This is a genomic window from Bradyrhizobium nitroreducens (genome assembly GCF_002776695.1).
In the GTDB taxonomy this organism is placed as follows: domain Bacteria; phylum Pseudomonadota; class Alphaproteobacteria; order Rhizobiales; family Xanthobacteraceae; genus Bradyrhizobium; species Bradyrhizobium nitroreducens.
The window spans coordinates 1724455-1748572 of record NZ_LFJC01000003.1 but is presented as its reverse complement, the minus strand read 5'-3'; the positions used below and the strand labels follow the sequence as shown (position 1 = coordinate 1748572).

General features: G+C 57.8%; 17 protein-coding genes. 6 read left to right on the top strand and 11 right to left on the bottom strand.

Features of this window, described 5'->3' with window-relative positions:
* Positions 1-3122 (top strand): phosphopantetheine-binding protein (locus tag TSA1_RS08725; RefSeq protein ID WP_210421886.1); only part of this gene is annotated, 3122 nt, incomplete at its 5' end.
* 87 nt (positions 3123-3209) lie between these two features.
* Positions 3210-3998, top strand: coding sequence for an SDR family NAD(P)-dependent oxidoreductase (locus TSA1_RS08720; RefSeq protein ID WP_161497196.1), 789 nt, complete (start codon positions 3210-3212; stop codon positions 3996-3998).
* A 42-nt stretch (positions 3999-4040) separates the two neighbouring features.
* Here TSA1_RS08720 and TSA1_RS08715 read toward each other — a convergent pair whose 3' ends face one another.
* The 7 genes from TSA1_RS08715 to TSA1_RS08685 all read right to left on the bottom strand — a co-directional run bounded on the left by TSA1_RS08715 (position 4041) and on the right by TSA1_RS08685 (position 14361).
* On the bottom strand, positions 4041-4814 hold the full coding sequence (locus TSA1_RS08715) for a 4'-phosphopantetheinyl transferase family protein (RefSeq protein ID WP_100175999.1): 774 nt from the start codon (positions 4812-4814) through the stop codon (positions 4041-4043).
* A gap of 5 nt (positions 4815-4819) precedes the next feature.
* Complete coding sequence (locus tag TSA1_RS08710) at positions 4820-5584, bottom strand: metallophosphoesterase (protein ID WP_100175998.1); 765 nt, start codon at positions 5582-5584, stop codon at positions 4820-4822.
* Positions 5585-5597: 13 nt separating this feature from the next.
* Positions 5598-6539 (bottom strand): acyltransferase domain-containing protein, encoded by a 942-nt coding sequence (locus tag TSA1_RS08705; RefSeq protein ID WP_100175997.1) that lies wholly within the window; start codon positions 6537-6539, stop codon positions 5598-5600.
* Positions 6540-6662: 123 nt separating this feature from the next.
* The gene (locus TSA1_RS08700; protein ID WP_100175996.1) at positions 6663-9764 is read right to left on the bottom strand and encodes a multidrug efflux RND transporter permease subunit; all 3102 of its coding nucleotides are present in this window, start codon (positions 9762-9764) and stop codon (positions 6663-6665) included.
* A 248-nt stretch (positions 9765-10012) separates the two neighbouring features.
* On the bottom strand, positions 10013-11206 hold the full coding sequence (locus tag TSA1_RS08695; protein WP_100175995.1) for an efflux RND transporter periplasmic adaptor subunit: 1194 nt from the start codon (positions 11204-11206) through the stop codon (positions 10013-10015).
* 458 nt (positions 11207-11664) lie between these two features.
* Complete coding sequence (locus TSA1_RS08690; protein ID WP_161497195.1) at positions 11665-13122, bottom strand: MFS transporter; 1458 nt, start codon at positions 13120-13122, stop codon at positions 11665-11667.
* A gap of 312 nt (positions 13123-13434) precedes the next feature.
* Positions 13435-14361: a LysR family transcriptional regulator gene (locus tag TSA1_RS08685; RefSeq protein WP_210421884.1), complete on the bottom strand. Its 927-nt coding sequence runs from the start codon at positions 14359-14361 to the stop codon at positions 13435-13437.
* Between the two features lie 351 nt (positions 14362-14712).
* On the opposite strand from TSA1_RS08685, the gene TSA1_RS08680 reads away from it, so the two are divergent.
* Positions 14713-15354 (top strand): J domain-containing protein, encoded by a 642-nt coding sequence (locus TSA1_RS08680; RefSeq protein ID WP_100175993.1) that lies wholly within the window; start codon positions 14713-14715, stop codon positions 15352-15354.
* Positions 15355-15698: 344 nt separating this feature from the next.
* On the opposite strand, the gene TSA1_RS08675 is transcribed toward TSA1_RS08680, so the two are convergent.
* The 4 genes from TSA1_RS08675 to TSA1_RS08660 form a co-directional block, all read right to left on the bottom strand.
* Positions 15699-16763, bottom strand: a complete 1065-nt coding sequence (locus TSA1_RS08675) for an ATP-grasp domain-containing protein (protein WP_145984285.1) — start codon at positions 16761-16763, stop codon at positions 15699-15701.
* Positions 16764-16784: 21 nt separating this feature from the next.
* On the bottom strand, positions 16785-17222 hold the full coding sequence (locus TSA1_RS08670; protein WP_100175991.1) for a thioesterase, FlK family: 438 nt from the start codon (positions 17220-17222) through the stop codon (positions 16785-16787).
* Between the two features lie 47 nt (positions 17223-17269).
* A complete protein-coding gene (locus tag TSA1_RS08665; RefSeq protein ID WP_145984284.1) occupies positions 17270-17641 on the bottom strand; it encodes a hypothetical protein in 372 nt (123 codons plus the stop codon).
* Between the two features lie 129 nt (positions 17642-17770).
* The gene (locus TSA1_RS08660) at positions 17771-18823 is read right to left on the bottom strand and encodes a nucleoside hydrolase (protein ID WP_100175989.1); all 1053 of its coding nucleotides are present in this window, start codon (positions 18821-18823) and stop codon (positions 17771-17773) included.
* Positions 18824-19549: 726 nt separating this feature from the next.
* Between TSA1_RS08660 and TSA1_RS08655 the strand changes: the two genes are divergently transcribed.
* The 3 genes from TSA1_RS08655 (at position 19550) to TSA1_RS08645 (ending at position 23387) form a co-directional block, all read left to right on the top strand.
* The gene (locus tag TSA1_RS08655; protein WP_100175988.1) at positions 19550-20617 is read left to right on the top strand and encodes a hypothetical protein; all 1068 of its coding nucleotides are present in this window, start codon (positions 19550-19552) and stop codon (positions 20615-20617) included.
* An 18-nt stretch (positions 20618-20635) separates the two neighbouring features.
* A complete protein-coding gene (locus TSA1_RS08650) occupies positions 20636-21502 on the top strand; it encodes an aspartate carbamoyltransferase (RefSeq protein WP_100175987.1) in 867 nt (288 codons plus the stop codon).
* A 523-nt stretch (positions 21503-22025) separates the two neighbouring features.
* The gene (locus TSA1_RS08645) at positions 22026-23387 is read left to right on the top strand and encodes an MATE family efflux transporter (protein ID WP_100175986.1); all 1362 of its coding nucleotides are present in this window, start codon (positions 22026-22028) and stop codon (positions 23385-23387) included.
* Positions 23388-24118: the final 731 nt, after the last annotated feature.

Here is a 24118-nt window from a genome sequence, read left to right as displayed (position 1 = left end):
TCAAGGGGCTGACGCTGGACTGGCACAAACTCTATGCCCAGCGCACGCCCCGGCGCGTCAGCCTGCCGACCTACCCCTTCGCCAAGGAACGATACTGGGTTCAAGCTCACCAGAGTGGCTTCAATATAGCGTCGCCGCAGGCCGCCGAAGAAGCGCCGCCCTCAGGCGCTGATGGAATTCAAGTCTATCCATCCGAGTATCCCTCGGTCGTGGCCCAACTGCCAAAGGTTATTGCCAACTCAATGGCGACGCGAACCGAAAGACCGCGTCAAGTTCGAGCCAAAGGGCACACCGTTGAACAGATTCAAGCGCATCTATTACGAATGCTCGCCGACGTTCTGAATGTGCAGGAATCAGATCTCGACGCACAGGCTGAACTTACCGAGTTCGGGCTCGATTTGCTCAAGTCCACCGAATTCGTAGACCAGATTAACCTGAACTATTCGTCGAAACTCACGCCTCAAGTTTTGACTGATCAGCTTACGATTGCGGGGCTGGCCCGATCGCTCAACGAGCGAACGGAAACAACGGTAGATCAACCTGTTTCCGACGAGAAGCGGATAAAGAATGAGATCGACGTAGCCTTATGCAAATTCCTATGCGCGGAACTACAATCGATGGGCTTGCGCCGGGGCTTAACGATCAAGGTGGAGCAGCTCCAGTCCGCTCTCGGAGTTGTAGATTTGTACAGCCGTTGGCTGAAAGAAAGTTTGAGAGTGCTCAGTAACGCGGGGCACCTCGAGTTTAACGGCGGGGTCTGCTCGACGGCTGATATGCCAGTCTTCGACCTCGCGGTCGTCCAACAGGAATGGGACGAGAAGAAGTCTGCATGGAACGAAAGCGGCCACGTCGCCTCGCTCGTCCAATTGGCGGAAATCACTTTGCAGCAACTATCCCAGGTGTTGCAGGGAGGCAAAAGAGCGACAGACGTTCTCTTTCCAAATTCCTCGATGGCGCTCATCGAGGGCATGTACAAGAACAATCCGATTGCCGATTACTTTAACGCGGTGGTGGGCGATGCTGTCATCGCATTCGTTGAAAGCAGGATAAGCCAGGACCCCGCCGCGAAGATCAGAATACTCGAGATCGGTGCGGGAACAGGTGGTACCAGCGCGCACTTGTTTGAGCGTCTGCGCTCCTACCAATCCAATGTCGAGGAATATTGCTATACGGATTTGTCAAAGGCATTCCTTTTCCATGCACAGCGGGAGTATGGAGAGGCGAATCCGTACCTGACCTACCGCCTTTTCGATGTTTCTGAATCCATTCACTCGCAAGATATTCAACCGGGATCGTATGATCTGGTGATTGCAGCCAATGTCTTGCATGCGACCAGGGACATCCGTCAGACCCTAGCAAATGCGAAGAGGGCCCTTCGAGCCAATGGTCTCATCGTATTGAACGAAATTAGCACAAACAACCTCTTCACGCATTTGACCTTCGGCCTGCTGCCGGGTTGGTGGCTCTACGATGACGACGCGCTGCGCTTACCCGGCTGTCCCGGTCTCTCATCCGAGGCTTGGGAGATGGTGCTTCAGAAAGAAGGATATAAATCAGTCTTCTTTCCAGCCGCGGTCGCTCATGGTCGTGGGCAACAAATCATCGTTGCTGAAAGCGACGGAGTCGTTGCCAAATCACCTGATGCAGCAGCCGAACGCAACATCGACGTTTCCCGTAGATCGCTCGCGTCGTTGCCGATCGATGCGATTGAAGGATCGCTCGACTCGTATGTAAAGCAAATCATTATGGAGAAATTCTCGAACTCCATGAAGGTCGCACCTGCGTCGATCGACACCGAGGCGGAGTTCTCGAGTTATGGGCTGGACTCGATTCTTGCCGTCAGTCTTCTGAGCGCAATCAATCAGGCGTTGGAAATCGACCTGAATCCGACGAGCCTGTTTAAGTACACGACCATCGAGGCACTCAGTGGATATATATCGCGTCAGCACGGCGCAGAAATTGCCCGGAGTCGGGCAATCAAGCCGCTCACGAAGCAACACGGCAAGCAACAGCAAGGAGGTGGCACGCTAGCCGCGCCGCTACAGGTCGATCTGGAGAAGATGTCCCAATCATCCGACGAGACCCGGATAGTACCTATTCGGCTCGCATCGCCAGCTGAACAGAATATCGAGGCAACTGGCCAATGCAATTCGGTCGGGCTGCAAACCATCACCATACCGGACAAGCATCCAATCCCGGTCACTCTCTACTATCCGACTTCTTCTCCATCGCGCGAGATTCGTATGGGCGTCTTCACGCCACATGTGGCGCTCAATGGAAAGCGTCCGGACTCCGTTAGAGGACTTATCGTCATATCTCATGGATACGGAGGCAACGGCCTTGCGCATCACAGCATCGCTCAGCATCTCGCTTCCAAAGGCTATCTCGTGGTGGCCCCCCAACACCCTCTGGATCAACTCTATGATAGTTCGCTCGCGTCGCCGTTCCGCTTCTTCGAACGCCCGCGACAGTTGAGCCGAGTTCTGACGGAGACGCTCGAGGACCCATATTGGGGGCCTAGAATTCCATTGGATTGCATCGGCGCGATAGGACACTCCGGGGGAGGCGCGAGCGTGCTTACGTTGCTGGGCGGATATCCCAATCCGTCGAGAATAGTTAGGCACTGTTCCAGCGCGGCGGACGACCAGAATTTCTGTGAACTGCTGCCCAAGGTCGCCAGAATTGAAACTGGAGAAGTGGCGAGGGAGGCAGAGGGGCACGACTTCGATGCCATCGACGACCGCGTCAGAGCAGCCATCATCATGGCGCCAATGGGTGTTGTGTTTGAGCCTGAGTCCCTGCAGACGATCACCAAGCCCTTGCGCATCTATACGGCTGAGCGCGACGATTATCTCAGCCACAAATACCATGGTGAGTGGCTTTACGATCACATTCCGCATGCCGAATTTGAGGAAGTGGAAAACGCCGGCCATTTCTCCTTCATGGCGCCTGCTAGCGTTCCGGCTGAGGCCCACAATGGCGGTGGCGATCTTTGGCGAGATCCCGACGGATTCGATCGACAGGCGTTCCACGCTCGCCTTCACGATGACGTCGAGGCGTTCTTCTTTCGTCACCTTCCGGGTGAGATGTCTGCGCGGTTCGGCGACAGAGTGCAGGGGTGACACAATGTCATGGACGGTTCGGTCGGGAGTCGACACCGGTTCGCGCCGATCCATAAACGCTAACAAACCAATCTCAGGGGGACTTTGGTGAAAAGAAAAATACTTATTACTGGAGCTGGTACCGGCATCGGCCGGGACGCGGCATTTGCGCTGGCGCAGCGCGGCCATCACGTCATTGCGACAACGTTCAGCGAGGAGCAGGCGCGTGCGCTGTTAGCCGAGTGCAAGCTCCGGGGGCAAGCGCTCGAAGTCTTCAAGTTGGACATCTCTCTACCCGACGACCGACGGCTGCTGACGAAACTTGAACCGGACGTTCTGGTCAATAACGCCGCCGTGGGCGAGGCTGGCTCGCTAGCTGAAGTAGATGTTGAACGGATCCGGGCGGCGTTCGAAGTTAATGTCTTCTCGACCATTGCACTGACGCAGGAGGTTCTTCGCGGCATGATTGCCAGGGAAAGCGGAACGGTCGTGTTCGTCAGCTCTCTCGCGGGGCGGGTTCCAATGCCGTTCTTGATGCCGTACTCGATGACCAAGTTTGCGTTGTCGGCGGCCGGCGCGGGACTGCGCGCGGAAATGGATCAGCTGGGAAAGAACGTTCAGATTACGCTAATCGAGCCGGGGGCCTTTCAGACGGGCTTTAATCAGTCAATGGTTGATCGCCAGTTCGATCCAGCGAGAAGTTCCTACTTCAGTGCTCAAGAAAGCAACCTGAAAGCCAAAGGAGCGCGCGCGCTCCAGCTGTTGGAACGTCGCAGCACGAAATCTGTCGTCGCCAAGATTGTACGGGCGACGGAGGCAAAACGCCCGAAGCTCCGTTACGTCGCGCCGTGGTCGCAAGGGTTAATGGTACGGTTCGCTCGAATGCTGAATGCCTGAGCGGGCCAAGTTGTAGCTGGCGTAGGGTCCCGCCGAGGGCGATCATGCTGTAGATCTGAGGAGGTGAATATCCGCCGGGTGCGTTCCCTGCAGGGGGATCAGAACGCGGGCGGTGAGCGACGGCGCACAGTTCTGCTCTGAACATATTGCCACGAGGTCTCTGCGTCCGAACCGTAGCTGCCAGAACGCCCATCGATCTGCGCGGTCGCCATTCCGGAAGATGGCTGCAATCTCATTTTCCGAAGGAAATTCGAAGCCGAACTCACTCAGCGGCAGCGAAAGGCCCATTTCGCGGGCTTTAATGTAGGATTCCTTGAGGGTCCACAACTCGAGAAACTGATGATTCCTCCGGTTCGGGGGCAGCGCTCGAAGAGCGGCTTGCTCGAAGTCGGAAAAATAGCGGTTCAGGCCTTCACTTGGAATGTTCCGGTCGAGGTTTTCCGTATCGACGCCGATTGAGCCGCTTTTTCGCACGGCGCAGACGACGAGTTCGCTCGAGTGCGAGATATTGAAGTGAAGGTCCTGAACGGCGCCACCCTTGTTCGAAATGGACGGTCGGCCGTAATAATTTGCGGCAAATTGCCAGTCGGACGGCGAGACGTCGGCATAAAACGAAAGAACTGTACGGATGAGCGCGCGTGTCACCAGATAGCGGTGCTTGTCTCTCGGGAAATGGAATCGATGAAGTCGCGACGTTTCGTCTTTAGAAAGTAGCGCGGCGTAGCCCTCCAGAAGCTTTGCATCGTGGATTATGGGAAGTGGAGAAAGCCAAAGCTGGACTTCGCCAGGGTGCAATCCGAGATCCGAGGGATACATGACGACTATGCACTCTCGTGAATGCAGTGTAGCGTTCGGGACGCGAGGCGCGCTTCATGAGGATACGCCAAAGCACAGTTCACATATGTTAGGCCGTCCAGCTCTGTTTTGCGATTGATGTGGCTGTGCCCATAAACATGTATCTTCGAACGCAAAGCGCGAACCTGACTATCCAGCCTCTCGGCGCCCAATACAGGATAGATAAAGCGATGTGCTGGAGGGATGTAGTTCGGCATCAAATCGATTCTTGGAAGGAAATGCGAGAACGAGATGATCGTATTCTCGGGCGCAATTGGCACCTTGCTATTCATACCTAGGAAATGGTCGGTGACGGCCTTCACTGACATGCCGGCCGGCCACTTGCATGCGTGGTAGTCGGTCCATTTCTGCAGGAGATCAGCGCTAGGAGTGCCAAATGAGTAATCGTACCAGCTGAACAGGGGCACGATCGTTACATCTGCAAAGCGTTCCGTTTCCACCGAAGCGCCTGAATCTCTTGCGATGTGACACAATTGCTGAAATTTGCTTAGGGAGTCGACCGGTGGTGAGGCTTGGATCGTCCAGAGATCGTGATTGCCCGGCACGAACATCACTCGCTTGAATTTCCGCACCAGGCTCTGCAAGCACGCGCGCACCAGGTCGAGTTTGTGAGATATGTCCCCCGCGACGATCAGGATGTCGTCGGCATATTCGTGAGCCGAAAGGTCCTCAACCCAACGCAAATTGGCTTCGTAGTCCACATGCAGATCGGATGTTGCAAATACGCGCATGGTCGCAAGAGAGTTAGCTTGGGTGGCTACAGAGCGCAGCTAGGTTCCTCACGTCACTGCCATAGGGGCTCATAACGGAGGCGATGGCTTCGGCTGACGGCTTCGGAAGTGTGTACTTCAAGAAAGTCGCAAGAGTACCCGACGGTCCGGCGTCAATGTATCGAAATATCCCGAGTGCCTGGACCTGCTTGACGGTTTCGGCGAAATTGATCGGTCGACGAGCGACGTCCCAAAAATAGTCTTGCGGGAGCTCGGATAGTATCTTCGTGTGAGCACAGCATGCCAGCGGAATCTCTGCGTCACCCGTCGCAACGGCCGCTGCGCGTTCCAGAAAGGGAGATCGCGCGGCATCGATCCATTTTGAATGAAAAGCGTATTTGACCGGGAGGCGTTGGCTGATGGCTCCGCCGGCCCGAAGAGCCGCCTCGACTTCAGAAATGGCCTTGCTTCCGCCGGAAATCACGCGGTGACCAGGGAAATTCAGCGCGGCAATTGCAATCTCTTCGTGATCGTAAGTCTGGATGCCCGCTTCTCCAATCACGGCAAGCATGGTGCCGTACTCGCAATAGGTGGCAATGCAGTCGGCATTGCGGATCACTAGGCCCAAAGCCGCCTCCGCTGAGATGCAGCCTGACACCACGGCCGCGGCATAAGATCCCAAGCTCGCCCCCAACGTCACGGACGGGAGAATCCCCGATGCGATCAACTGATATGCCATGGAGACCTCCACCATGAAGATCGCCGGATGCGTGACGCGAATATCGTCGAAAGTCTCGGCCTTGGAGCTGTCTCCGTAGAGCTCCCGTAGCACCGAGCGGCCGGCGTTTTCGACCATCCAATGATCGAGATTGTCCATGCTCGACCTGAATGTGCCACCAGCCTCGTAAAGGGCGCGGCCCATCTGGTAGTACTGAGAGCCCTGACCGGAAAACATGAAGACGTTTTGAAGTTGCATGTCTTTCAACGAGAATTAGGAGTTGGATGAACGATAGCCGAAGGTCGGCGCCGCCGGAAGCCGGGAGGCGCTGATCGTGGCGGCGTATGACGTCGCCGTCGTGCATTCGTCGTTGGCAGTTGCTTAGGTCGGTTTCAGGGAGGGCGATACCTGCTCGACGTCGAAATCTTCGATCTGCCTAGTTCGATCGGAGTCGGCAGCGGCACGATGGTCGGTGGCAAGCACGACGTAGACGGCCGGCAAGACGAATAGGGTGAACAGTGTGCCGATCGACATCCCGGCCACGACCACGAGCCCAATCGAGAAACGGCTGGCGGCGCCTGCGCCAGTCGCCGTCAAAAGCGGTATCAGGCCGGTCACCATCGCGGCGGTCGTCATCAGGATTGGACGCAGCCGGATGCGCGCTGCCATTTCGATCGCTGAACGACGGTCCAGTCCCTCGTTGAACTGCAGCTCGTTGGCGAATTCTACCATCAGGATGCCGTGCTTGGTGATCAGCCCGACCAACGTCAGCAACCCGACTTTGGTGTAGATATTCATGGTCGCAGCGCCGAAGAACAATGGAATCAAGGCGCCGACGATCGCCATCGGAACGCTCACCATGATGACCCATGGATCGCGCAGACTTTCGAACTGTGCGGCAAGCACCAGGAAGATAATGATCAATGCGAAACCGAATGTGATTGTGAGCTGGTTTCCTTCCTGCACATATTGCCGGGAATCGGCGAGGTAGTCATGGCTGAAGCCGGCCGGTAACTTCTTTGCCTCACCTTCGAGGAAGTCGACGGCCTGACCGACCGTGACGCCCGGCATCGGTACCGCCTGGAAGGTCGCTGAGTTGAGCTGGTTATAGTGGGTCAGCGCGTTAGGGTCGGTGGCGGTTTCGATCGACACGATGGTCGACAGCGGCACCAGTTGCCCCGTGTTGGTTGGTACATAGTAGCCACGGAGCGATTCCGGCGACAGCCGTACAGTGCGTGGCACCTGCGGAATCACTTGGTATGATCGCCCCTCGAGATTGAAGCGATTTACGTAATTGCCGCCCAGTAGGGTCGAAAGCGTACTGCCGACCTGTTGCATGCCGATGCCGAGGTCGCTCGCCTTTGAGCGGTCGACCGTGAGCCGAACGACGGGCTGATTGAAGTTGAGGTCGCTGTCGGACACGATGAACAGGCCGCTTTTTCGCGCGGCATCCTTCAATTTCTCCATTTGCTCGTAAACAGCCTGGAAGCCTGCGGTGGTGTTGATGACCATCTGAACGGGTAGCCCGCCGGGTCCGCCTGGCAGCGGGGGTAAATTGAAGGCGAACACATTGACACCTTCGATCTTGGACAGTTCCTTTTGTACCAGCGGCTTCAGCTTGATCGAGGAGCGCGTGCGCTCGTCCCAGGCTGACAGCAGCATGCCGGCGATGCCGTTCTGCGCGCCATTGATACCGTTTAGCACGAAGCGCAGGTCGGTCTCCGGGAATTCCTGGAACGCCTTGTCGAGCTTCTCGCCGTAAAAATTCAGATAATCGATGTTTGCGTATTTTGGCGCTTTCGTCACCGCGAATACAATGCCTTGATCCTCTTCGGGTGCCAGTTCTGCCTTCGTGTTCCAGAATAGGAAGCCCGAGAGCCCGAGCATAGTTAGGGCGAACAGCAAGGTGATCGGGTAATAGTCGAGCGAGCGGTCGAGCTTGCGGCCGTACCAGCGTGTAGTTGCGCCGAACACTTGGTTCACGAATCTGGCAAACCGGCGCTCGTCGGAGCTCTTCAAGAGCACCGAGCACATCATCGGAGAGAGCGTTAGCGCGATTACGCCCGACACGATCACAGAGCCCGCGAGCGTGAAGGCGAATTCGCGGAACAGCGAGCCGGTCAGACCACCGAGAAAGCCGATCGGAGCATACACTGCCGCGAGCGTGATGGTCATCGAGACGACCGGACCCACGATCTCGCGGGCGCCTTGCAGCGAGGCCTGTATCGGCGGCTTGCCCTCTTCGAGATGACGGTGGATGTTCTCGACAACCACGATTGCGTCATCGACCACGAGACCGATCGCCAGCACCATCGCGAGCAACGTCAGCAGATTGAAGCTGAATCCCATCATCAGCATCAGGCTGCAGACGCCGACCAGCGACAGCGGGATGGTCACCACAGGAATGACGACAGAGCGGAGGGACGCTAGGAAGAGAAAAATCACCACAACAACGATCAGCACTGCCTCGGCTAGCGTCTTCTCGACCTCGTCGATCGAGGACTGAATGAATTTTGTAGAGTCGTAGGCCACCTTCATCTTGATCGACGGCGGCAAGTTGCGCTCGATTTCCGGGAACAGGGCGCGCACGCCCTTCACCAGCGTCAGCGGGTTGCCTTGCGGGGTCGCCTGTATGCCGATGAAGATCGCGCGCTCGCCATTGAAGGCAACACTTGCGTCCGTGCTTTGTGCGGCCAGCTCTATGGTTGCGATGTCCTCCATCCGCACGAAGCCGCCGTCCTTGGACTTGACGATCAACTTCTTGAATTGCTGGACGTTAGTCAGGTCGGTATTGGTCGAGATGTTTGAAACAACAAAATAGCCCTTGGTCTGACCGGCGGCCGACTGGAAATTATTGGCCGCGATTGCGGCCGCGACATCGGGCGGTGATACGCCGCGTCCGGCCATCTTGACCGGATCGAGCCACAGCCGCATCGCAAAGGTCTGCCCGCCGAGGATATCGGCTGACGCGACTCCGTCGACGGTCGACAGCACCGGCTGCACCACGCGCGTCAGATAATCCGAGATGGCCGAACCCGACAGCTCCTCCGAGGAGAAGCCGAGATACATCACAGCCGTGGTCTGGCCGGTGGTCTTGGTGACGATCGGATCGTTCGATTCCTTCGGGATCAGATACTTAACAGAGTTCACCTTGGCGAGGACCTCGGTGAGCGCCTGGTTTGGGTCGAAGTTCAGCTTGATGTAGATCTGGATCGTGGAGGTGCCCTGCACTGAGGACGACGTGATGTAGTCGACACCTTCGGCCGAGGCGACCGCCTGTTCGATCGGGGTGGTGATAAAGCCCTGGATCAGGCTGGCAGATGCACCGGGATAAACGGTCGTAACGTTGACGACCGTGTTCGACAGTTTCGGATATTGCCGAATCGGCAGCACCATCGCCGCGCGCAAGCCGATCAGGAGGATCAGTAGGCTGACGACGACCGACAGGACCGGGCGCTTGATGAAGATATCGGTAAGGTTCATCACAAGTATCCTATCGAGCTAGAGCGCAATATTTTTCAGGCTGCCGCGCGTGACGGCCTCTTGCCTTCTCCGCGGTCTACGGAGAGAGGGTTGGGGTAAGGGGCCTCTCTGCTAACATGCCGCAAGAGGCGCGCTCGCGGAGGCGATCTCTCATCCAGAAATCAAGCGGCGGTCGAATCTCGACCCCCTCCCGCATGTGCGGCGAGGCGGGTCGCTGTTCGCTTTCATTACGAAGCGCGGCCATAGTCTTAGTAACGCGGCGCTTGTGCCGGGATGGCCGGGGCCGGATCGGTCGAGATCGCGACCGCCGTGCCCGACTGCAGTTTGAGCTGACCGACGGCGACGACACGGTCGCCCGCGGTCAGGCCGCGGATGATTTCGACCCGGCCGCCGACACGGTTACCTGTCTGCACGAAGGTGCGTTCTGCAGAGAGCGTAGTTTTGCCGTCCTCTGCCGTCTTCTCCTTGATCAGGAAGACAGAGTCACCGTAGAGCGTATAGTCGATCGCGGTCTCTGGAACGGTGACCACCGCCGCCTTGTCAGGCAGTACCACTGTGGTGGTCGCGAACATGCCAGGCTTGAGGATCTTATCCGGATTGGCAATCATCGCCTGCACGCGAATGTTGCGTGTGTCGGTGGCGATCTGCGGCTCGATGGTCGTTATCTTGCCCTCGAAGTCGCGGCCAGGATAGGCGTCGACCCTGATGCGTACGATCTGCCCGACCTGGAGCGCGGCGCTGTCCTTTTCCGTCACGGTGAAGTTGATATAGAGCATCGACAGATCGGTCAGCGACACGATCTGACTGCCGGCCGTGAGATACTGGCCGACCTCCACCTTGCGGACGCCGAGCTCGCCGTCGAACGGCGCGCGCACCAGCTTCTGCGAGATGATCGCTTCGGTCTTGGCGATGCCGGCGTTGGCTTGATCAAACGCGCCCTGTGCCTGATCAACGGTAACCTGCGGGCCAAACTGGCGCGCTGCGAGTTGCTTGGCGCGATCGAGTGAGAGCTGCGCCACCGTTGCCTGCGCTTTGAAGTTGGCCAGGTCGGCCTGCTCGGGGCCGTCGAACAACTGCAACAGGGGCGTGCCCTCTTTCATGCTGGCGCCCGCGGTGAACATGATATCAGTGATGCGGCCATTCACGTCCGAGGTAACGTTGACCTGATGCACGGCGGATAGATCGCCCACCGCGGTTAGGAGGTTCGGAATGACTTCGGACTTGGCCTCGGCGATGCTCACCATCGATGGCGGCGGCTTGTTATTGGCGAAGAAACTTGCGATCATTTTGCTTCGGAAGGCATTGAAACCGACTAGGCCTCCGACCAGCAGCACCAGCAACAGGCTGACGATGATGAACCAGCGCGCCATCCGGACCGGACGGACGTGCGGCTTCTCGTTAATCGCCTGTCCGGAGATGTTGGCCTCATTCACGATGTTCATATGATGCCCTTTCCGAGGCTACGAGCTGCCGGAAATTCGGTGGCGTTTTGCGGGCGAGATGCAGCCGTCGCAGTTTCGTGTCCTATTCGAGGTCATCCACGCTGTACGTGGACAAGCCGGATGCGATCGAACGCCCTACATCGGATAGGGGGCGTTTGCCGCGTTGATCCGCCGTCGTTGCGAGACGGTGCCGGTGGCGAATACCGAGCTCACCCCGACAACGCCCCGGCCATTTCAACGACTGGCCGGGACGTTAGCGTTGGTCTCGCCCGACTGGAGCCGGTAAGCCACCCGCTAATCTCCGGTGGAAACCGCAGGCGGTGAATACCGGTATCTCGCGAGTCTCGTCGTCAAGTAAATGCATCTGACTGCCCGCACTCACGCTGTTGCGATGACCACGATCGATTACCAAAAGGCTGGCTCCGTGACAGTCATCAACGCCGCCAGCCGATCGACCGTCAGTCCGCAACCGCTGCTACCGGGACGTCGCCCACCTCGCTCGACAGCTTGATGGTCGCCTCCGACTGAGAAGCCGGGAAACGATTTGGCATGACCAGGGAAGCGAGAATCGCCAGCGATCCGAACAGCGTCGTGCCCCAGAAAATTCGTTCCGCAGAGGAGGCAAAGACCGATTGGTAGAGGCCGAGCAAGCTGGATTTGACATCATTGATTCCGGAGCCCTGCAATGCGGCGACACTGTCAAGTTGCAGCTTCAGGAAGTACCCGATGATGGCAACGCCGATTGCTCCGCCCAACGCTCGCACCATGATCGGTGTGGCCGTCCCAATGCCGATATGCTCCCGAGGCGCGGTGCGTTGAGAGACAACCGTGACAAGAGGAAGAAGGAGACCGATCCCCAAACCCACCGGGAAGGTGCAGATTGACAGGACGTAGGGCTCGGTCGCGAAATGGCCAAAGAAGAGAGCAACGCCACAAGATCCCAACACCACAAGGCCACCACCTGCGAGCGCGGTCCCCCTGATCCTGCCCGAGGCCCGGAGCGCTCGTCCGCCAATCACTGCAGCAAGCGTAATTCCCAACATCAGTGGGAAAAGGTGCAAAGCCGATCCAAGCGGCGTCTCCTGTAGTGCCGTTTGCAGGTACAGCGGCAAAAACACTACAGCTGCAAAAAGAGCCACCCCGCCGACCAAGCTGACAACCGTCGCAGCGCAGAAAACACGGTCGGAAAAAAGGACCAGCGGCAAAATCGGATTCTTAGCCCTGGCTTCGATGAACAAGAACGTCAGCAGAAGAATTGCAGACAACGCGACCAGGATGGGTGTGCTGACGATGCTCGTGGCTCCGGTCGGGTCATAGCGGGTCGCTAGCAACGTGCAAGCCAGGCCGCTGGCCAGAAGGGCTGCCCCGAGGAAGTCGATACGCTTCGCGCTTTCCGCAGTTGAACGGGGAAAGCGCCTCGCGAGTATCGCGATCGCGATCGCAGCTCCGGGGACGTTGATGAAGAATGCCCAACGCCACGAAAGAGTCTGTACCAGCGCGCCGCCGATCAGCGGACCAAACATCGTTGCAAGACCGTATGACGCGGCGAGCAGGGCCTGGTACTTTGGACGCGTATCGGCTGGATAGAGATCCACGAGGCCGAGCATCGTGAGGGTAAGCAGGCCGCCAGCGCCAGCGCCCTGAACCGCTCTCGCCAGGATGAGTTGACCCATGGTGGCGCTGAAACCGCACAGCAGCGAACCGACAAGGAAGAAGGTCACGGCTGTCACGAGAATGGGCTTTCGGCCATAGACGTCCGCAGCCTTGCCATAGAGCGGGATCACCACGACAGAGGCGATGAGGTACGAAGAGAAAATCCAGGAGAGTTGTCCGCCTCCCGATAGATCACGCGCGATCACCGGGAGCGCCGACCCCAGAATGGTCTGATCGAGCGCACCCAGCACCAAGATCAACATGAAAGTCGCAAGCAGCAGGGAGGATGAAGATCGCATATTTTCCACTTTTCGCTTTCCCGGGAGTCGCCAAGAGCGCTCTCATGCCGGGAGTAGTGGATTTTGTAAATTGCAATCTTTGGAACAAGAAGTTGCATTAGCTGCAACAACTCAGGCGCACGAGAAAGTCTAATCCAAGCAGAGGGTTATTTGGCCGGCGGCGCCGCGAAAGCTGCTAGGATTAGGCACGCGCGACCGGCGCATTTTTCTGTGCCAGAGATGGGTTGCAGAGGCAAATCGCTGCAATCGCGATTGCCTCTTCATTGCAGACCGCCCTTACAACGCAGGCCCGGGACGTCGCTGCCAGTTGGCATCTCCCAACACCGACCGAAAGCAGTTCCGCAATGCTGCGTGAGCTGGATCGGCCGTGTTGCGTGGATGCCACGCCAGCAGCATCGGCACCTTCGGCAATTTGAGCGGCAGATCAAACACTTCCAGACCAATGAAAGCCTGCATCGAAGTAGCCATGGGTTCGACCGCTGTGGCAACCAACTGGGTTCGTGCCGCGACGACGAGCGCTCCATGTGAGCTGTGCACCGTCATGGCGACGAACCGAGGGAGCTTCAATTTAGCCAACGCCAAATCGACAGGGGCCAATTCGGGATGAGGAGTTGTAACTCCAACGTGCCTTTCAGCAGCGAAGCGTTTGGCGGTCATCTTTCCTTTGAGAAGTGGATGCCCAATCGAGACCGCGCCCACGAGATTCTGTTCAGTCAACAGTTCCGTCTCGACCTCCGGATCCTTCTTCTGGATAGATCCGATATCAAGATCGACCCGCCCCTCTCGCAGCGCACTAACACCACCGTAACCTTCGGAAAGAAACTGTATGCTCGCCGCCGGCATGACCTCCTGAAGCGCGATGCTGAACTGAGCCCCAAATGCAACCGAAACACCGTCGGGTGCACGAACAGTAAACAGGCGATTGACTCGCGCAAGCCCAGCGTCGATTTTCGGCGCAAATATAACGTTCGCTTGCGCTAGCAATCTATGAACGGGGTCTTTGAGCTCGAGTGCGCGAGGGGTGGGCACGAGCTGGCGGCCCGCACGGACCAGAATTGGATCGTCGATCAGCTTGCGGATTCTCGCCAGGGTATGGCTCATCGCAGGAGTGCTGAGATGCATACGTTGCGCGGCGTCCGTCACGCTGGCTGTGCTGAGGAGAGCGTCGAGCGCTGCCAGCAAGTTTAAGTCGTAGGATTTCACCGTCGCGCGTCCTGAACTGGTGGGTTGATGTCGACGAGAGCTATCGCCAAAAGGATAACGTTATCAAGCCTTATCGGCCAAGTGTCTTCTTCCCTGCCGGAAGCCTCAGGTCGCGAGCCCCAGCATGATATCGGCCACCGCTTGGGCCGATCGCACACAGAGGCGGTCGCACAGCGCGTCGAGGCCTTCCTGCAAGAAACTTTGACGCTACCGATTCCGGCCTTGATGCTACCTGTGGTGTTAATGTATCGGTGCCTATTCGATGGCAATGTAGTTCGTCGCCCGCGCGTCGGGAAAGCGAGGCAGTCGCGATGTCCGCACGTGAAGCTCCTTGCGCAACCAAGGTCAGCCATGCCGATTAATAACTCAAAGTTCTTCGACTCCATTCGCATCACGCGCAATAAGCCCCGGGTGCAGACCAGGGAAGAATCCACGATGTGCGAACGGCCCGAGTGCCAGAACAAGGGGCCGCATCGAGCGCCCAAGGGCCGCGGCAACGGCAAGGAATACTGGCACTTCTGTCTTGATCATGTCCGTGAGTACAACCAGTCGTATAATTTCTTCCAGGGCATGGATGACGACGCGGTCGCGCGCTATCAGAAGGATGCGCTGACGGGGCACCGGCCGACCTGGAAGACCGGCGTTAACTCGAATGCGACGAACGGCGAGGGCAGCGCCCAGGCCGATCTGGATGCCGCGTTCGATCTGTTCAGCGAACTCAATGGCCGTGGTCGCTGGCGGCCGGGTCCCGGCGTCCATGCCGGTCGGGCCAAGCTCGAAGCCCGAAAAATCTTCAATGCCGAGCGCAAGGCGCTGCAAGTGATGGGGCTCGGTGCCGAGGCGACGCTGCGAGACGTCAAGGCGAAGTACAAGGCGCTGGTGAAGCAGCATCATCCCGACGCCAATGGCGGTGACCGCTCCTCCGAGGATCGCCTGATCGAAATCATCAAGGCATACAACTATCTCAAGACCGTGGTGCGCGACGCTCGCTGATTGCGCTCGTTGCGACGGCGGTGGGAAAGTGCCGTTACCGTGTTGCGGTTTGCGCAACGGCGCGCTTGCGTAAGAGGTCGGTGACGCCGGGTCTACGAGACTGCCGTTGCGGATCGGCCCGGTGACGACGCTGCGTGCCGAGCGGGCGGCGCGGATATTCCTCATCGAGAAGCCAGAATTCTTGATCAAGAAGCTGCGGCAGAACCGGTTCGGGCAATCCTCGGGGTACATTTCAGTCCAAACGATTTCTCCCACAGTCTACAGACGCCGCCGGATGGCTCTGGGTGCGCCCAAAATACATTCGTCAGATCCTGGTGAAGAGGGGCGCGTTCTTTCGGTGGGCCTTAGCGATGCTCCAACACGTCCAGCACAGCATTCGCGTGTTCTCGCAATCCCGCGAGGGAGCTGTTCGTAACCGTGATTCTAGATGACACCTGCACGTCGCCGATTCGTAGCAACCGATGCTTTTGCGAAGCAGAGATGTAGCTCCTTAGAGGGTACTCTATCGACACGCATTCCTTCACGGAGCCTAGATCATGGGGGTAGCGGAGCCCGAGGCATTCGGCCGCAAGAAACTCGAAGGCATTCACTCCGTCAGCTGCCATCGACATTCGGAGAGACGCCGCAAGTCGCGGATTGATTTCAACCAGAAACAAATCCTCCCCGGTGTCTATATACTCGATCTCGACCAGGCATTTCCCATCTATGGCGTCAACGATATCTCTGCTGACTCGCTCAATCCTGCCAACGTCGACATTTGCGAAGCGATGGCCAGGACACACCCTCCGGCGCGCAGCGGCGTGAACCAGGGGGCGGGCGTTCACACCTTTGTAGACCGTTGGATAGAAATGAGCCCGCCCTCCCGCGCCGACAACGTTGACGGACAGCTCATGCCCGATGACGAATGGTTGAAGAATATAGCTTGTGTCGTATTCACTCTCGACAAAAGCGCCGAGCCCTTCTTCAGACTCGAACACAGCTATGCCTCTGCCCTCTGTTTCGCCAATCTTCTTGGCAATTATAGCCCGCCCCGGCCTGCGCCGAATCCACATTTGCGCCTCATGGGCGTCAAACTCCGGAAGCGGCTCAACTCCGGAAACGCCTTCGGCGATGGATGCCATCTTCCTCTTGTCGAAAGCCAAGCTGGCAGCGCTTAAACTCTGTGCGATCGAGTTGCGCCATCTGGGAGCGATTTCAGCGTCGCGCTGTGTCGTGAGATGATGACTGACAAAGATGATCCCGTCGAACTGCCCATCCTGCAGCTCTTCTGGCATTGCGACATCGATGTCCCACGTGCACACAAATGGCTCGTACGCCGCCGACTCGAGTGAGGGGAGGATCCAGGACAACCAGGTTTGCGTTCCGAGCACAAACAGCACGCGCGGTTTTCGAGAGTTGAGAGCAGACATCTTTATCTTCCCCGCCAAAGCCTAGATTGTGAGCGCGCTTCTTGCCTGTTGCCTGTCGCGCAACGCGCCGCGCTCAACGATGAGGCGGCTTTGGTCGGCAACCACAGCGAGCTGCGTTCCCAAGTCAACGGCCACGTGCAGATGGATCATAAGCGACGTCGGGTCGCGGACACATTGTGCGCGGATTCGAACTTGATCACCGTGTCGCACACAGGACAGCTGCCGGACCGACAAACTGACCCCTACGCTTTCCTCGGCGCTGTCGAGAACGCCCCCGGCGGTCGCCTTGCAGGCCGCCTCGATGTAGGACGACAAACTCGCGAGGGAGAGCATTTCATCCCCAGTTTCCGCGTCGTCGAAGGAGGCAGCCGTAACCTTGAATTCGGCCGCGTTCTCTGTGCGGCCGCCCAGGGACGAATTCGAGGCCTTGGAAGTATCTCTTGTTGTCTTGCCGTGCACTGATGGTCTCCTGACTCGAAGCTCGGTGGGATCTCGCGCAGCGCCAATCATTGCTTGGCAATAAAGCCGGTCCTGTTATCTGGACGAATGAAGAGACCACCCTCCTTGAGCAAACGCTCCAGTTTGTCAGCCGCGGGGAGGTTGGACGCGCCTCGCTCCGTCAAGACGATCACGTCAAATTCGGCTGGAAAGTAGGGCAGCGGCTCCCCTTCCTTGACTGCGGTGAATTGGCAACGGTCATAGACCCCTCTTTTGTAGGCTTCGAGGTAGGCGGCAGCAACCGCGGTATGACTGGCGCCGACTGCGCTCAGGAGATGTCCCGCTTCTGCTAGGCTCAGATACGAACTCGCGTCTCCCAGGGGTGGGAGCAGAATGGAAAGCGTCGTTGGACCAAAGCGCTCAAGCAGCAGTTCGTGCAATGCGCTCCGGGTTGGTTGTGGGCCCGTACCCTGCGGCCTTCGCCCCAGTGAGCCGGCGACGTACTGCTGCTTCAGAGCCTTCGAATCTGTCATCACTCTGCCCACCTGATTTCGTCGGCTATGGTTGCTTCAAAAGCCGCCTTGTACGGCGTCTAACGTATATGGGAGAGATTCAAGGAAATGGCTCACGTCGCCGGTGGCTCTGCCCTCCAGACCGTCCAGTTTCGAAAGCAGGGCCGTAGCGGCTCGTTTGGCGTCGATATCGGTCACGATATTGATCGATGATCGTGAATTCCAGGACGTGACGCAGCCTCCTGCATATGACCCAGACTGGACGACGTCGACAGTCGCTGGCTTGGCATCGACCATAATATCGTTATCCATCAGCGCCAGTGCGACGAGATGGTCACATAGGGGCATTGTGGGCCCATGCTGTCGGATGAGGCGGCCAAAGTCTTCGGAGAAGACGCGAGACAGTCGCTGTCGTGGTGATTGGACGTTGCTCGCCAATTCCGGGTCGGATCTCAGCTTCCGGCAGGTTTCATAGGGAAAGAGCAGGGCGTTGCAGCCCGATTGCATAATGCTTGATGCGGCAACCGGATCGTACCAGAAATTGAAGTCGATCTTTGGATCCGCAGAATTGAGCTCGATGTTGCCGCCCATGATCCAAAGGGTGAGCGATCGACGTCTGTCTTCGCTCAGGCTGTCCAGCGCTGTCGCCAGATTTGTCAAAGGAGCGAGGCAGACAATCGTTGTTATGGCTGCGTCCTGCAACAGAATCTCGCTCAGATTTGAGTGGACGTTGCCTGAGAGCTGGTGATCTCTGGGGACCAGCCGGGGCCGCGAGGCCTTCCCGTGAGATCCGATAAAATTTGTGCGTCCGTCAGCAAGCCGTTGCTGCGCGTCGACCCGCCGCGGCTGAAAGTATTCGTGGCCAATCCCCGCGGCTATTGGTACCGCCTGCAAACCACAGAGACCTGCAACCGCTAAAATATTGACGAGCACTTCCTCGGCAAAGGTATTCCCCGCAGCACAAGACAAACCGGATATTTGAAGCCGCTCATCCGAAAGCAGAAGCAGAAGCGCTTGAAAATCGTCGCTTGCGAAGTTGAGGTCTGTATCGACTAGAACTCTCGACATAGCGGGCGCCTGATCCAGATTCGAAACGATGCGTTCGCGCAACAGAACGGATCAGCTCACGTGAATTTCTCGGAATGGCCCCTTCGAGATCGATGGCACTGCAACGACGTGCCGTCTTGGTCGCATGCACTGACTATGAGAGAGCACGGCAGAACTCACTTCCAGAACTTGATCTCACGAGTTCAAACACAACCTTAGATGACTTTCAAGGGGAGGTTGCATATTTCTCAGTTGGCGCTTGGCAACAGACGGAAATCTGCGCAACAATATGCAGGTCCGTATGGCGCACTGAAAGTGCGCAAACAGATTTTGCGGAATTTTGACGAGCTTGATGTGCCGATTATCGAGCGCTCAAGAACACCAGTCTCTTTGCGTTCGGCGCGTCGCAAAAAATTCGTTTGCAACCAAAGAAGGTGTTATTTACTGTCACACCCTGTCGGCGACGTTTCTTAGTTGCTCCGATGCGAGAGAAGGAACGTGCTGATTATGGGTCTGCCGTCGTCGTCGGTGTTTGCATTCAAGCGGTGGGTTGGCCAATTCAGGTCGCGGGCGCGAAATGCTCCAAATGAAGATGGCACGTCCCTGATCGAAGCCGTCGCAATCGCGAGTGTGCCTGATGTGCTTCTTGGTGCTGCGGTCCTTTTGAGTGGCTCGTCGTTCATTGGCCCTTCTGCTAGCTCTCGGTCGCGATCGCGCTCCGGGCCTGCGGTCGCGATTGCGAATTCAGGTTAGGCCAGTGTCCTCTCGGATGTCGAGTTAAGTTGGTCGATGGAAGGGCATGCTGTGATCCTAACCGAAGAGTTGTTTCTGGCGGGAATGAGACTGAAATCCGCGCCTCGGCTTGCGGGTGACGTAGCCAAAAGGCTTTCTGAAATCGAGAGTACGGAGGCGTATTCGCGCTGGGCAGGTTCTGCCCAACAAGCTGCACCATTTCGCATCGAAGACCCGCTCCACACGAACGCGCTGGAGGCAATCGGGCTCGTTGTTGATGGCCGGCTGCGCGTCAGAGTCAACCGCATGCATGACCGTCTGTTTGTGACGGATGGCGTTTGGGTCGACCCACGCTGGCGAGTATTTCCGTTCTGCGACGAGAGCGAAACGTTACTGGCTCACGCCTCGCCAAACATAGGCTGGCCCGACTGGACGTTGGACCTTGCCGCGGGGTGTGGTCACAATATGCTTGGCTTTGACGGCGCCGATCGTCGGATTGGGTTCGATGTAAATCCGCGTGCGCTTGCTTATGCAGTCATTAATCGATCGCTCAACGGGATAGATGCGAAGCGACAGGGGTTCGGTCTCAACGATATTTGCGACGGGATACCCGCCTGCATTGGAAACGGGCTTGACGGTCGTGTGCTGATACTTGCGAACATGCCTTTTGGCCTGGCGCCGGATCGCGATGCCTTGCCACTGACCTCCAACGGCGGCCCTTCCGGCGCCAGCTTGCAGATCGCCACGTTCCTCGCCGTCCGAGATCTGGCTGCCGCCAAGCCAACGCTCGATATTCGCGCTTGCCTCATGGGGTTGACCGTGGGGGATCACAGGACGGACCGTTGGGAAATCGTAGAGAAGGCACGCGAATGTTTCGGTGCCGATCGCGTAACTTGGACGCTTCTCAAGGGCGAGAAGGTATTTCGGGTCAATGGCATCCGCGAGCTGGACAATCCGGTTCCTCTCAGGGGGGCCTTGCCGCGCATTACGGAATGTACCCTTTACGTGAAGGATGCCGAACGAAGCGAACAACGCGCAGCCTACGAAAGGCTCGCCCTTCAGCACGAAGAGATGGGAAATCCTGATATTTCGTACGGAATTGTCGACGTTCGACTGAATCGATAGCAGCGAGAAAGAGGCACAATGCGACATCTTTTGTCCGTCCACGATCTCTCTATTGACGAGATCATGGCGCTTACGAATCCGATCGACAACACCAGTCCTCCGGACGAAAGATTGCGCGGAACTCTGGCATTTCTGTTTGCCCAGCCGAGCCTGCGAACAATGTCGAGCTTTGCAGCTGCAGGTACCAGGATTGGATTGGCGCCCATACAAGTGACAGCGACCGGAGATGCGCTGAAGGATAACACGGACTTCCACGACGAGATTGTTCAACTGAGCCTGACGTCAACGTGCGTCGTTGTACGGGCTTCCAAGGCGCTTGAGCGTGATGCTCTGTCGAGTTGTAAGGCGCCCGTAGTCAATGCCGGCGACGGACGAAATGAGCACCCGACACAGACGATGAACGACATCGCCGTGATGCGGCAAATCGGCCTTGAAGGAGCGACTGTCGCCCTGATAGGCAATCTTAGGAACCAGCGAACGACACATTCTCTCGCGATCGCACTCCAACGGCTTGGAATCAAGTTGCGGCTGGTCAGCCCCACCGAACTGCGGCTGCCGGATCAATATGTCAAAGGAGACGTGGAGATCGTCCACACGGAGAAGCGGCCGGAGGTGGACGAGCTCGTCCGCGACGCGGACTTCGTCTACATGCCGCCACTCGGATATTGGGGGGCAGCAGATATTGACTATTCCCCTGCTTACGGGTTCGATCTTGCTCGTGCGCAAAAGGTACTGAAGCCCACAGCGCGCCTCATGCATCCTTTTCCTCGGTTCGCTGAACTGGACAAGAGCTTGGATGGGAGCTCTTTCGACGCTTATCGGTTGCAGACTATGGTTGGACCTGTGATCAGAGAAAGAATCTTGCGAATGTTGCTTGGATGGTGACGCTGCGCACTAGACGGTCGGCGCAAGACGGAGGGGACGACGTCTACTTCGTTGGGGTGCCGAGATACATGATGTTGGTGGTGCGGCGCGCGAGCAGCTGCTTTTGCGGTGCCGGTGATCACACGGGCGGATGTTACGTCGATAGATCCCATGGCGGGTCGGGAGGACGGTTCGCTGTCATGTGATGTGTTGGGCGCATTCCAGAAAATCCGGGACATCCAGCCCGATCAATACGACGCCGTCGAAACCAACGGCCGCGTGGCGCCGATTCCTGGAGCCCCGGTTTGGCGGTTAAATGCCATGGGAATCGATCCTCGCCGAAATTCAGCCAGGTCGAGCATCGGACCTCGGGGGCACGGAGTGCTGAGGCCATAGGTTCTGCTCATGCTTCCGGTGTGCCACGGCAGGCCCGGGGAGCGCTGGGTGCTGCCGCTGCATCCCTCGCGCAAGGATCGGGCGGGAGGTTGATCAGCGTGACGAACGGAACACAGATTTGGACGGCTAGGTGGGAAAGTGTTGGGGCATGGTCGATGGACTTGTGTTGATTCAGTCCAAGCTGAAGCGAGATGCCAATCGGCGGATCTGGCGCGTTGCCGGCCCTGCCATGCTGGCCAACATATCGGGCGCGTTGGTCAGCATCGTTGATATCTGGGCCATCGGCCACCTCGGTAGTGAAGCGCCGCTGGCTGGCTTGGCAGTCGGCGCGTTCTTTATGATCAACCTCTATGTGTTGTTCAGCTTTCTCTATATGAGCACCGTCGGATTTGTTGCTCAATCCTTCGGATTGGGTCTACGCCGAAAAATCATAGAAGTGACGATGCGCGCCGCCGTCATGGCTGCTGGGTTAGGTTTACTTTTCGTGCTCCTGTCGCCTGTTATTCGGGAAGTGACTGTCAGAGTTTGGAATCCCTCGCCAGAAGCGGCCGAGGCTGCTTCCACCTATCTCCGGATTAGGATGCTTAGCGCGCCGGCAATCTTCGTTAGCATGACGGCTAAAGGATTCCTGATCGGCACCCAACGAGCCCGCATTTCTCTATGCCTCGATCTTTTCCTGAATGCTCTAAATACCTTGCTGACCGTGACATTTGTCATGGGGCTGGGATGGGGCGTTGCTGGGGCGGCAACCGGTAATCTAATTGCCGAATGGGGCGCCGCAGTCGCAGCGGTCGTGTGGCTGGGCTACCTGATTCGCCCAGCCCGCGTGATGGCCACGGTTCGACGCGTCGGATTTTGGCGCGTCGGTCTCTTCCGTGAGCAGGCATCAGTCAATACTTTCCTGTTTATGCGAACCCTGTTTGTCCAGACCGTGTTTGCGATGATGTCAGTGTCTGGTGCGCGCTTGGGTGACGAAGTGTTGGCCGCCAACCACGTTCTGCTTCAGCTCGTCTTTGTTGCGACATTAGCGATCGTAGGTATGAGCAGCGCGACCCAGACATTGGTCGGTGAGGCCAAAGGAGCGGGTAACCGCGCCCTTTTTCACTTCTGGTCGGCACGGACGGCACTCTGGTCCTTCGTAGTCGCAATGGCCATGACGCTTGCCTACGGTATAGGTGGTGGAGCGATCATTGCAGCATTTACCAATGTCGAGGGCGTGCGTGCTGCTGCTGACCAACAGCTTCACCTGGTCGCCTTATGGCCGGTGCTGGCGGTGTGGAGCTATCAGTTGGATGGGATATTCATCGGAGCAACCTCCGCCAAACCAATGGTATGGGGCGCCGGTGCGGGAGCCTCGGTCTTTGTTGTGGCGCAATGGTTGCTCGTTCCCCCATTGGGCAACGAGGGCTTGTGGATCGCCTTCATCCTGTTTTTCATAGTTCGCGGGCTGGTGTTAGCCGCTTGTTACGCACGGCTAGCTAACAAGATTGCGCTTGTTGCGAGGGCATGACGCATTGCATAGGAAGCAGGTGCTGACGGGCAACAATTATCGCAGCATTCCCAATGCCTATTTGGCGATCCATGCGTGCTTGATAGCAATAGGAAAACACACTATCCGGCGCAGCCGCGTTGTCCGCTTGTTTGAAAGTTGACGGAATCTGATGCGGCTATAGTGCTTCGCACGGTGAGCGTTATTGCCCCTGCAGAGCAATCCAGCGCACTTCGACCTCGTCATCGTCGGCGGCTGGCGCGTGCGGCAATGGCCGCACCGGGCTCTCGTGAACCGAGCCGCGTCGCGTCTCGGCCTTCGGCTTCGATCCCTCGCGCAAGCACATATAATGTGTCGCTCGCCGGAGGCACTCGCTCGCGGGCCCCGCCGGCATTCCATGCCGGCGTCGCTATCACTGTCCCGCGTTCGGGTGCCTTGTTAACCGGTCTCGCGACTGCACTCGGTCCCGGGTCCCGCCGCTACGCGTCGGCGCTATGCTGACCCTCCTGCGGGTGCCTCCTTTGATTTTCTCACTCTTCCCTTGTTCTCACCCGCGCTGATTTGCTCAACCGGATCTAATGGGCTCCGCCCCTCGCGCGCGCCAGGGTAAAGCGCCGGCTGTCGCCGGCGCCGCCCCGAGCGGTCTCCCCGGTCTTCCGCGCTTTCGCTGGTCCTTCACTCTCTCGAACGGCTGACATGCGCCCGTGCAGACCCGCTCTTGCGAGCGGCCCTTTCGGGCGGGTGATCCCCCT